The sequence below is a fragment of the Armatimonadota bacterium genome (genome assembly GCA_037138755.1).
Classification (GTDB): domain Bacteria; phylum Armatimonadota; class Fimbriimonadia; order Fimbriimonadales; family Fimbriimonadaceae; genus Fimbriimonas.
In genome coordinates this window covers 1,217,389-1,229,006 of sequence record JBAXHT010000001.1, presented here as the reverse complement: position 1 = coordinate 1,229,006, position 11,618 = coordinate 1,217,389, and the positions used below count along the sequence as shown (strand labels likewise).

Here is an 11,618-nt window from a genome sequence, read left to right as displayed (position 1 = left end):
ATGAAAGTCGCAGAGATAATCCACGTTAGGGCGTTCTGCAAAATATTCACCTCTATTTCAAAGTCGTCTGCAAAGTTGTTAACGCCGAGATTCTCGCCTTGGGCGCCTTCTCAATCAAGTCGGCTAGCTACAGGTGAATTGATTGTTCTCCCCGCCGCTTCAAAAGTTGCTGGAACTCCGCCTCGAGGACAAGAAACTACATCAGGAGCGTCCAAGTACCTTTGTAATGTTAGTCTTTACCGCCGAAGTTGAACATGATTTGGCTTCGACCGTCTTCTTTCCAGCTGGTTTGAAAAACCGCGCAGTCAACTTCACAGTGTTAAGTAAGCATCTTGAAGTTTCTGGGCGGCATCGCGCATTGCCCCTTCCAACACATGTCCGTACAAGTTGGAGGTCAACGCGATTTGGCTATGTCCAAGGTATCGACTGACCTGGTGAAGGTTAAGCCCGGCCATGAGCATGAACGTAGCGGCAGAGTGACTGAGCGAGTGCATTCCGGTTTTTGGTTGTCCAACCACCTCGAGAGCTGCGTGCAGACGGTCGCTTACGCACTTGCCGTCAAATGGGCGTCCCCAAGGGTTCAGGAAGACCAGGTTCATTTCGTTGTCCAATTCGCCCGACTCTTGACGCGCTCGTTCTGCCAGGATCGCCTCCAACGAATGTCCGATAACAGGCATCGAGCAAGCGCTCTTCTACATTTCAAGGGGCTTGAGCACGAGCTTCGAGCCGACTACATCGCCACTGATCTCTCACTCTCACCTTCTCTTTGTGATGACCATGCTGTTTCATTCAGGCTTCCTAACTGTTGCGCTAGTGGAAAGTTATTTGAACAGGTCTCGGACGTGGTCGTGCCACTTTTCTCGATGGATGTACCGCGCCTCTTGAAGTTCGCCAACCAAGATTTCGGCCTTGGTCAGCTGTGAAAGAGTCTCCCAATTTTGTCTAAAGACGTAGGTTGCATTCCCGTAGTTGGTGCACTCAACAATGTAGAGATTTCTATCTGGGAACCCGAAGACAATGTAGCCGGAGAAGCCTCCCGTTCCAACGGCCGTGAATGACGGAGTGAACTTCGCAATGAATTCGAGACGCTCCTGGGTAATCGGCTTTCGCCCTTTAGATTGCCCTTCGTAGAGAGGCGCGAGATGTTTCTTGAGATTTCCCCACGGCATTTCCCCTGGAGGCAGAATCGACCAGTTGAGCTGGTGAGTTACTGCTACTTGAACCGGCTCTAAGGACAGCCTTAAAAGCGTACATGAGCCAAACATCTCAAGGAACAAGTTCAGAGCATGTTTCAACGTTGTTCCATTCTGGAAGTCAACCTTGAGTGGCTGTAGGGCGGCCGCCATGCCCTCTTCAAGCTCAATTAATGTGACTGCGAGACAAGGTGGAGGGATAAGAGTTCTCGGATACCGTTGATAGGGCACATCAACAGTTCGACTTTGCTCGACTTCATCTTGGCCATGCTTTTCAATCCATTTCCACTCGACCTGTCGGTAGCAGGTTTCTTTTGGTTGGTCTCGATGGATATCCCACTTGCCTTCTGCGTTGTAGCGAGAGACTGGGCCGACAATCGCCGGCAGCAGAGACATCCCAGGCTGAACTGCGTTGGGGAATCCCAGTTTGTGCAATGCTTCGGCACTGAGCGGATCGCTAACGATGACAACCTGATCGTTGGTTAATTGAGCCGGAATGTTGGCTTCAAGAGTTCGGATTCGCTTCTTCGATAATTTCATTTGACTGAGCACCAAGTTTTTCTGATTGATCCCGGTTAGATAGTATGACGCCTTAGGTCTACTATGTGTTCGATAGAAGTGTAGACAAAGAAGACCGTACAGATAGCTCATTAGTTGCAGTCATGGATTAAGGCTATCGATCTTCAATATTTATAATCTTAAGATTGCAGGCTTGGTCTTTGGAGCGAGCGAGTTCTTCTCCCAACGACAAGTCAGGAGTTCTATGAATCCACTCTCAATGACACTCCAACATCATGGAATCGAGCACACCATTGTCCGAGAACGACAAGTGGTTGGTTCCGTACTTGAACGTGATCACAAAGAAGAATCCTGTCTGCTGCTGCCTTCTGGAGCAGACGTGCTTTCTTGAGATCTTTTAACGGCAGAGTTAACAGGTAAGCGGTTTCGGATCGAGAATGTTGAAATAGCCGTTTTTCGACAGCAGACCGTTGGCAAAGATGCCTACTACGCGAGTGCAGGTGCAACGGTATCACCCGTTACGAATTACACCTTTAAAACTCCTGTATCGCAAAGCATCGTCGGAAACCAATCAAGTGCGACTCAGTTTATCAGTTTTGATCCTGCATCTCTTCATGCTGAGATCGATTAGAGGCGCCAGGACACAGAGCAACTTCATGAACTGGTCAATGAGGTATAAGCCATGGAGACTAGGCCGACCCTTGTTCATAGCGGGTTGGCACGCTTTGGGTCTATCCTCCAGAACAATCCTTGGATCATGGAGCTACTCGGTCCTTACCTTCTTAAGTTGATGATCTCGCCTCACGGCAGTGCTTAACGAGGCTCCACCATTTGTCTCGGTATTCAACCCTTGATTTTATGCCTCATAACCCCATTTAGGAGTCATTCTCCAAAATTCTCCCTAACCGCCTCTCATAACTCCATTTATGCGAGCCAAATCCAAGGTAGCCGCCGCCGGTAGGAGAGGAGACACCAGTACTGAAAAAAGTGGCCCGTCGAGCAGAGCGGCGGCAGAACGAGTCATTGCAGCCCTAATCACTTTGGCGGCTGGGGATCTTCCTCTCAAAGGGAGACTGCTAAGAGCGTGGCTCGATCACTTTTCAAGAAAAGATCCCGAGCATCTCTAGCCGGAGTTTCGCAAGAAGTTCCTTGCGATGCAAATGACCATTGGCAGAAAGGGGTTGGCCAACGACTCGATCGACGCGCTGACATCCAATGAGGTCGATGTTTGGGCTCAGCAGATGGCGTACTTCGCCTTAGACATTGGAGCACTCACGGTATCTCAGACCAACTGAGCCACTTGCTAGATATTCGGGCCAGGCGCGACATCACTCAGATCGAGTAAGCCGCTAAGGTCGTTCCGTGCATTCCCATCTGCGAGATGGCCCAAAGGGCGGTTGAGGAACTCTTAGCCTCTCGGATCTGCCACGAGAACGCCCGTAAAGCGTACACGCGCGATGCATTTCGCATTGCGGCCTCATAACTCAGCAAACTACCCGAATCTTGTAGCAATTTCTCCAGTGCCAGTCGCTGGCTACCGGGACCATTTGCCGAGGGAGCGGGTGAGCGCGGCCTCCATTAAGCGGCACCTGTCAGCTCCAAGGATGCTTTTTTCATACATGGTCGCGACCGGCGCCATGACTTACAACTTTGCAGGAGAATTGAAGAGGCATCCGATTCGCAGGACTGAGGGAAAATGCCCGCGCTTTCTCCGGTGCGGATATTCATTCTGTTTGAGTGCATTGGGAATGAGAAACTCATTGACCTCCGAGACAAAGATCTTATCGGAGTCATGGCGTACGCTTTTGAAAAGTTGCGGCAGCTTGCCGGTTGACAGCATCTGACTATATCGATCTTGGAAGACAGACTTTTCCCAGACTGCGGGAAAAGGGCGGAGTGGAGAGAGAGATCCCCTGCCACCCTCCATTCACATTGTATCCCAATGAGCGGCTAGGGTCAGCGGGTTTTCAGGGAATGTACCCCTTTTTCCGGCATTCTCAGGACCGGCTCATGACCAGCTCAGCACGGAGCCCATTCAGTGAGACGAGTGCCTGAAGATGGTGAAGCGCAGGCTGAAGCGAGCGGGGCTTCCACTTTTGTTCTCCAACTACAGCTTCCGGGCGACTGGGATTACTACGTTTCTGGAGGATGGCTGTCAGCTCGAGACAGCTCAGAGAATAGCGGGACACGTTGACGACAGGACAACCAAAGGTTATGACCAAAGGGCAACCAGGCTTAAGCTGAGCGAGATTGTTAGGACTAGATTTCACGATTATGTTTTACTTCCTGCACTTCTCCATGTGGATACAAGGATCAAACTAGCGGGGCTTGTTGGTTAGAAGTTTCAGCTTGGATATGCGGCTGGCAAGAGACTCCAATCAAGTACCCTAAGACGACCGTGCCTTGATATGTTCCTAGTGCAAATGCAGGTGTATCAAAAAAGCTATAGGTAGCCACAAATGACAGCGTCGCAGGCACGAAGGTATCTCCCAAGTTCAAATGCGAACGCGCAAGCAGGTAAAGCGAGCCTGATCCAATAGATACGGCAATGAGTCCGACTAATCCAAGTTCCACAATGGGTAACAAGTATAGGCTCTTCGGTTCTGCCAATCCATGTTGCGTTTTTGTTTCCCCGACCTCGGTTGTGTATGCATACGTGAACTCCCCGGCACCGACTCCGGTGACTGGACTCTTTATGAATGCGCATACGGCTGAATACCAAATGCGAGGGCGACTTAGAGCAGAATCCATGGCACTTCTGCCGTTTGCAGTTCCTTGGCTCCGAAGAAGCGATATAGATATCAATGCAAGCACAATTGAATAATAGAGAAGCTTTTGCCCTTTCGACGCACCAAGTTGCAAGATCAAACCGCCTACCGTGAGTCCAAGCAGCGCGGCCCGAGTAAAGGTGATTATGACGACACTCAACAACACCCAGCCGATTATTCCGTAGGACGTCGCCTCCGGTTTAGTTCGGACAACACTAAAGGCGGTCAGGCAGGCGACTCCCGCAAAGAAACTCAGCGAAAGGGGTCCCCCGTCAAGTGCTTGGGCTCGATAAAGATCACCCGAGACGAAAACATTCGTCTTGGTTAACCACCCATATACAGCAAAAACCGACAAGAACAATGCTCCACATATCAGTGGAAGCTCAGCAACAGTTTTTGGAATAAGGGATCCACATATCAGGCCCAGCATCCAAAGAAGCGGAAGAAAACTACCGCTCACACTCTGACCAACTTTACCTGTTGTGAGGACACTTAGCAACAATGCGATGGGGTAACTCGAGAGAGCGGTGACTGCGATTATCCGTTTAGGATCCCCTCTAGATCGAAGGGCGATTGTGGCAACTGTCCCCAATACCCCCAGAAAGAGCACATACTTGGAAAGCTGAGACAATGATATTGTCGATGGAACTCTTACTCCGAATGCTAGCAAGAGACTTATGATTAGTACAAGTGAGAAAGGTTTTGCTCTCCATGATTTGAAAGCCTTCATGCTCGCTTCTGATGCCGACGATAAGATGCTACTCCTATCGCTGTTCCAATGATGCCGACCAGGATGGGAACGAACGGGCTCGCTGACGCAGGAGAATTCCGATCCCCCTGTCGACTGACCTTCAATCTACGAGCTAGTTGTAATTGTTCTTCGAGTGTACCTCTTCCTTTTTGAAATGCAAACGCGAATGGCTCTGCTGGGTTACGATTGTCTTGGACGGTGGTATCATCAATTAGAAAGGATTCCGCAGTCGGAATCTTGTTAGCAGGAATCTGATCTGCCTGAATTAGTCGCCATTCCGTAGTATCATCTTCGGAAATGTTCAACCCTCCGGCTTTGAATCGATGATGAGTGATTCTTCCAGGAACAGCCACTCCGCCTACAATTCTGTAGTCTAGGTAAGACCATGTTTCTGATAACTTTTTGTCGTGTAAAACGCGAATCTCAGTCATCCGCTTCGCGCCCAACAGTACTTGATGCTTGATCTCGGCTGGCTCGAAAGGAATCCCATCATCGTATGCAACTACGCTTGGGTCAGCAATCGAATAAGAAGTTCCAGTGGATCGCTTTTCAGGTTTCACTAAATTGAGCGTTATTATTTCAGACGGAAGTAGAGGCAAAAGCGTTGATTTTCCTGTTGTCTGGCTCGGTCTGATTTCGGCAAGGATAGATTGATTTTCCACTTCCTGAATAACACATAGTTCTTTTGAATAGAAGACGCTGGAGTTTATCCCGGAATTCGTAATGGCAATTAAAGTATTGCCGCCCCCTGTGGTGATTGAAACTGATCCAAGCTTGGCTGATCGTGGCTGATCAACAGCTACTTCATACGTAATGGTAAACGGTAACTGGTTCGCATGCAGTATGAACGGTGCGATCGTAAAGATAATGAGGGATAGTGTGCGCATAGTGCTTCTGCCGTCGAGAGCATGCCTCGACGGCAATTTCTTAGTCGGGATTTGAGTTATTGAGGAGAGCCCGGAGTGCCAGACTCTTGATTAATGCAGTCCCAGTCAGTCGTTCCTGGGTTTTTGTATGTAATTAATGGCGGATGCGGTTCATTCAACAGGACACATGGGTTACTGGCCCCACAACCCCTATTAGAGTACCGAGGAACGTATGTTTTTTTGCTCTTATAGCGTGTCACGGTAACGCACTCCTTTGGATTACCTGATCCTGAACACTTTCCATCCGTAAGTAGGTTTGTGTCCTGGCAACTCGGTGAGAAGGACCCCTGACAAGTTCCCTCGTTGGGATCCCAAACGGGTTCGTCAGGATACCCACAAGGTGTAGCGGCAAGAGCGATTGCTGATATGACGAAGGCCGCACACGCGGACAATATTGATCTGTTTTTCATGGTTCTAATCGAGGTCAGTTGCGAAGCGGTTGAGAAAACTTTATTGCACTAATCATATCCGAAGCACGATAGACTTTGGAGCCCTGTATTACAAATATTGCAGGTGTTCCGGTAACCTTCAAATGTTTGGCCAACTTAAAATGAAGATCGAGTTTCAAGGACGCAGACTGTTTTTCTTCTCGGCTTATCGATGATCCAAGAACGTGCTTCTCGATATCACTTTGAACTGCACGCACTAAGCCAGCGTCAAACATAACGGGAGCCACTTTTGGTAGTATGCCACGGGCAGAAGCGATCTGACTCACGAGAGCTAATCCACGTGATCCCGGGTGTATCGACTCTAGAGGCAATTCTCTCCAAAAAATGCAAGGCTTCTTTCCAGAATATGAATGATAATCTGTGACCGCATTTCGACAAAAAGGGCATTGATAGTCTCCAAACATCACAATTGCATTTGTTCTCGATCGCGAACCTGATAGAAGCTCAGCATCGTCGAGTAGGGCTGCCGAAGAGGTAGAAATCTTCATAATTTGCCCCGATGGTGCAGGTTTGGCAAAGCGATAAACATACTTTGCTTCAACACCGATGAGGCACAGGACGGTGCACAGCCAGAATGCTCGAGCAACTGCTGGGAGCTTTTGCTCTGATCCTGAGCGCGCCAGAACAACGACTCCGGAAGAGCTCAGCAGGGAGGCACACGCCAACATTCCCGTTATCATTGCAAATGCGAATGGAGATAACTTCAAAAGCTCGCCAAAGCACGAACAGGGCAAGTAGTTTCCTGCAAATGCCCGACTCAAGTGAAACACGGTAAAGCAGCAGAACAGTGCTGTAGCACTCAGATAGGCTAGAGGGGCAACTGCTTTGTGCAAGGAGGCCAGCGGAATTGCCAATTCAATGACAATCAGTGCACAGCCTAGGAGGCGAGAGAAAGCGGGGTTCAGTCCGAGCGAGGCTGAAACAAACCGACAAAAGAGATCATAGCTCTGAAGTTTCGTCGTGACCGCAACGAATAGACAGGTGCAGACTAGGGGCCAAGCGGCAACCCTTAGCGGGTTCAATAAATTCTCTACCGAAGAGAGATGCCTCCAGCTGTTCTCAGTTAACTTCATACCAAAAATTTTCCTGGACATTGTCAAGCGAAAACAGGGGCCGCTTTGCATACTCACGCTAACGAAGCATATTGCTCCTCTGACTTACGTGTCAAGCGTCAAAATTCTATCAGACGGTCGTGTGAATATTCAAGTCGTTCCTCTTATCATCACCGGAATGCTCCAATCTGTCACATTCACAGCCATTGATCTCGGAATTGCAATGTTTCCCAAAGTACTTGGGCAAAGGGATCCTGATCATGCCAAAGTGTTTTCCTTTCCAGCTGGGTTCCGCGTATTCTCTCGACTGCATCGAGTCGATACAGCTCTGCGAAGAAGTTATCGAGGAGATTGTCTGGATTAGATTCTGAACAAAAGACACCTACTGAGGCATTCGTCTGCAACGGCCGAACCGAGAAATTCAAAGCTATGAATACGGATGCTCTACTTGTTAAACAAGACTTCACTGACATTTTTCGTCGACGAAACGCGGAAAACGGCTCCTTGTTCTACTAAGAACATAGTCGGAGTGCCCGTCAACCCAAGTCGTTCCGCTGCATTCAAATCAGCGACTACTTCCTTCATATACTCAAAACGTTCATCGTTGGTTAACCCCTGAATCTGATGAGAAACTCCTATTCTTCTCATGCCAGTTTGCGTAAGTGGACTAGCATATAACTGCTCGTGAATTGCAAGGAATGCTCCTTTCTTCTTTGCGGCTTCAACCAATAACGCCGCACTGAGCGCAAGTGGATGTATTTGCCGGAGGGGGAAGTGCCTGAAATAAACAGCTATTCGGTTGGGATTCTTCGCATACAGTTCGGCAACATGAGGCCACTCCGCGCGGCACGGAGGACACTCATAGTCCCCGAAAACCACCAACTTCACCGATGCACTTTCGCTCCCAAGTAAGAGGCTCTCTCGTCTTATGAGAAAATTGGGCGCAATATCCACCCGCTCCGATTCGGAACCTTTTGGAGAGCGAGTGCCGATTGGAATCCCTGACATAAAAAGCGCTAAGCAAATGGCAGAACCTGCCAAGAATACCGATGCTAACAATTCACCGGAGGACGGAAACTTCTTTTGCTTGATAAAAGAACTATTCAATTTCCTTGCGTCCCTTGATGAGGAAAAAGATAGAAAGTCCACCAAAGATTACGGTCAGAATAACCGGTATCGTGAGTCGTGACGATTTGGCGGACCCACCTTCTCGCTTCTTATCAGCTTCGAATAACATTCGTGACTGTTTTAATGCAGCACTCTGCTTGTCGAGCGAACCCGAAGTTGGGTCGAACGCGACTGACCAACGAGCCTGACTATCCGAGCACTGGATGAGCGATCCTTTACCAAGGAACTGTTCGGGTGCTAAAGCCGCCTTGGGTCCAAGATTCAACGAGCAATCTAGGAGAATTAACTTGAATTCTCCTCGTGACTCAGAACGAGTGGTTTTCGTCTTGTGATCAAAAATTTGCTTCATCGAACTAATTGTTACTTCGCGGGGGATAGCCAAAGTGCCAAGTTGTTGAAATTTAGAGTAAGTCGCCTTTACAAGTGGAGCATCTTTTGCCCCAATTTCTAGACTCTGAACCCCAGCAGCGCTTCTTTCAGTAAGACTAACACCATCCACAATATCAGTAGACCCAATTCTACTATGCAGCACAAAGGGGAACTCTTCTAACTGAGAAGCAGGCACCCCCGGAGGTAAGTACTTTGCACCTTCCGGCACATCGATAAACAGTCTATAACTTGCGAAGTTAAATGGGAAGACTAGAGGTATGTAAGCCTGATAGAAACTAAACCCCTCTACTAGCCATATCGAACTTTTTGAGGCATACACGAAGCTTTTCTTACCGTCAAAGATAAAGCACTTCGGATCCTCGTTCGGGATTGTAACAAGCCAACCGAGCGAACCCTTCTTCTCCCAGAAATGAAGAGTGCCTATTGCTTTCCCGGTACCACTTAGAGGATTGGAGATTTCTATTCGGTAATTCAAAACATAAGTAGAGGGGGCACTAGGTGGAAGCCCACCTAGTGCCGACGATCCCAAGTACGTTACTACAAAAACTGCTCCGAATCGGCTCAACCCCTGGGAGAGCATTAGCCGCCCCAACCGCCTGAACAAGGATAATGATCCAAGTAGCAATCGAATGTCGAGTATCGCTCGACTGCGTTGGGATTTCCTTCACAGACTTTAAAAACACCGTGGTCGATACAGTCCACTATCGGACAATCAATAAAAGTGCTGTTCTGGCTAGCAGGGCCGTAGCTTGATGGAACAAAGGGTGTGCAAGCTCCATCGATCACATTTGTTGGCCCGCAAGGTTCTACCGTACACAAATAGCCTTCACTTGATGCACATCTTGGAGGCATATTCCCAGGGCAACCCTGTGCAACAGCGACACTGCCGCTGATAAACGATAGGACGGCGAGGAAAGCGGCGGGGTTGGCTAGACGAGATTTCATTTTGCGATTCCTTTATTGGCGCGAATGCTGCTTCTCTTACCTGCGTGCAATTCAGCCACGAGTCAAAATTACTCCTCTCGAAGCAAACTTGTCAATAGGAGTTTTGAATTTGTCATTTCTTTTGACAATTACGCTTTGAATGGTGCTAGTCTCATGGATCAAATCCTGCAAAGGGGATAAGCAAACCGGGAAAGTTAGTGCTTGCCCCTCAGAGTTGAAGACAGTCGTGTATGAACCTAAACTCACTCAAAGAAAATACACTTAAAACAGCGATCTGCGTGTTTCTGCTTGGATTATTGATCGTACCTCTCCGACAGTTTGAACTCACGACTCGGAGTCCGTCTTGGATCAAAGTCTGTGTTTGTGCTTTGATGCTCGTGTGGTCGCTATATCTGATTCGTCGACGAGTTTCAGAGTTTTCAAGCGAGCTAGTACTTGTGCTTTGCCCTTGGGCCGCGGCAACGTTTTGTTTAAGTTTTGAGTTGTTGAAGCCATCCGTGAGACACGACTCGGTTGTGGCTATGGCTCTCTACCTTCTTGCTGGGATAATTTGTGGCATTCTGATTTCGGGAAAATCGACTATTAGACTTCTTCTTGGCCTCGCGTTGATCCAAAGTTCGGTCGTTCTGTACCAAGCCGTGACCAAGACTGGGGCAGTCTATTCTGCAGATATGTTGCGGCCAGGAGGGACACTAGGCTTGCCACAGGTGGCAAGCCTAGTGTTGGCGTGCAGTTTTTCGCTAGCTGTTGCGGAGTTAAAGGGGATTCAAGGGATTTTCCCATGGATTAGGGTGCTGTTCATTGGTTCCGCACTCATACTGACTTGGTCTCGCATAGCTTGTTTGGCTGGCGCGATCGGGGCAGTTAGTACACTTTATGGTTCATTCAAAGAAATACGGCAACCTAAACAGTTGTTGACTGGGCTGATTGTCTTATCTTGTCTGTCGTCCCCATTCTTCATGAGAGTATCAAGCTTTGAACGCGCTCAATCGACCTCAAGGGCAAACAGTAGCCGCATTCAACAGTGGAAACAAGCGGTAAGGCTAATTTGGTCCAGACCAGAGGGTTTGGGTGCGGGCGGTGTTTCCTTTCCCATTTCCGCGAAACTCTCAGACGGAAGATCCGGAATTGTCCAGGCCGTGGACACAAAGAATCAGTTCCTTCAAATTTTCGCAGCCTTTGGAGTCATCGGTGGAATTGTTGCAGTTATTTATTGCGCGATGCTTTGTTTAACACTTTGCGCCTTGGATACAATTGATCGACCGGGACTGCTAGGAGTATTCATAACATTAGGTGTCTTTTTGTTAGTCGACACGGCATTCTTCGTCGTCGGTCGAGAAGTCCTCACAGGACTTCTGGGTCTGTTTTCAAGTTTGTTGCTAAGGGTGAGTCGAGATGGCAGTTGAAGGGCGATCAGCAGCGTTGCGACTTGCCTCCCGACGGCTTTCCAGGTTGTTTTCTATTCTTGCGCTTGCAATGCTTTGGTGGTGTCTCTAT

At 48.7% G+C, this 11,618-nt stretch carries 9 protein-coding genes; 2 read left to right on the top strand and 7 right to left on the bottom strand.

The window, feature by feature from the left end:
* Positions 1 to 311 precede the first annotated feature (311 nt).
* Positions 312 to 677, bottom strand: a complete 366-nt coding sequence (locus WCK51_05835; protein ID MEI7576394.1) for a tyrosine-type recombinase/integrase — start codon at positions 675 to 677, stop codon at positions 312 to 314.
* A 144-nt stretch (positions 678 to 821) separates the two neighbouring features.
* Positions 822 to 1,733: a hypothetical protein gene (locus tag WCK51_05830; GenBank protein ID MEI7576393.1), complete on the bottom strand. Its 912-nt coding sequence runs from the start codon at positions 1,731 to 1,733 to the stop codon at positions 822 to 824.
* 1,133 nt (positions 1,734 to 2,866) lie between these two features.
* Here WCK51_05830 and WCK51_05825 point away from each other — a divergent pair.
* Entirely contained in the window at positions 2,867 to 3,007 is a 141-nt protein-coding gene (locus WCK51_05825) for a hypothetical protein (GenBank protein ID MEI7576392.1), read from the top strand.
* 37 nt (positions 3,008 to 3,044) lie between these two features.
* On the opposite strand, the gene WCK51_05820 is transcribed toward WCK51_05825, so the two are convergent.
* Positions 3,045 to 3,182 carry a hypothetical protein gene (locus WCK51_05820; GenBank protein ID MEI7576391.1) on the bottom strand — a complete coding sequence of 46 codons (138 nt, stop codon included), beginning with the start codon at positions 3,180 to 3,182 and terminating at the stop codon, positions 3,045 to 3,047.
* 226 nt (positions 3,183 to 3,408) lie between these two features.
* Here WCK51_05820 and WCK51_05815 point away from each other — a divergent pair, with 226 nt between their 5' ends.
* A complete protein-coding gene (locus WCK51_05815) occupies positions 3,409 to 3,546 on the top strand; it encodes a hypothetical protein (GenBank protein MEI7576390.1) in 138 nt (45 codons plus the stop codon).
* A 1,660-nt stretch (positions 3,547 to 5,206) separates the two neighbouring features.
* Here WCK51_05815 and WCK51_05810 read toward each other — a convergent pair.
* From WCK51_05810 to WCK51_05795, 4 genes are all read right to left on the bottom strand, one after another.
* Positions 5,207 to 6,118, bottom strand: coding sequence for a hypothetical protein (locus tag WCK51_05810; GenBank protein ID MEI7576389.1), 912 nt, complete (start codon positions 6,116 to 6,118; stop codon positions 5,207 to 5,209).
* 463 nt (positions 6,119 to 6,581) lie between these two features.
* Positions 6,582 to 7,679, bottom strand: coding sequence for a MauE/DoxX family redox-associated membrane protein (locus WCK51_05805; GenBank protein MEI7576388.1), 1,098 nt, complete (start codon positions 7,677 to 7,679; stop codon positions 6,582 to 6,584).
* 423 nt (positions 7,680 to 8,102) lie between these two features.
* Positions 8,103 to 8,765, bottom strand: coding sequence for a thioredoxin domain-containing protein (locus WCK51_05800; GenBank protein ID MEI7576387.1), 663 nt, complete (start codon positions 8,763 to 8,765; stop codon positions 8,103 to 8,105).
* Positions 8,758 to 9,651 carry a hypothetical protein gene (locus WCK51_05795; GenBank protein ID MEI7576386.1) on the bottom strand — a complete coding sequence of 298 codons (894 nt, stop codon included), beginning with the start codon at positions 9,649 to 9,651 and terminating at the stop codon, positions 8,758 to 8,760. The genes WCK51_05800 and WCK51_05795 overlap by 8 nt, the downstream gene beginning before the upstream one ends.
* Between the last annotated feature and the right edge of the window lie 1,967 nt (positions 9,652 to 11,618).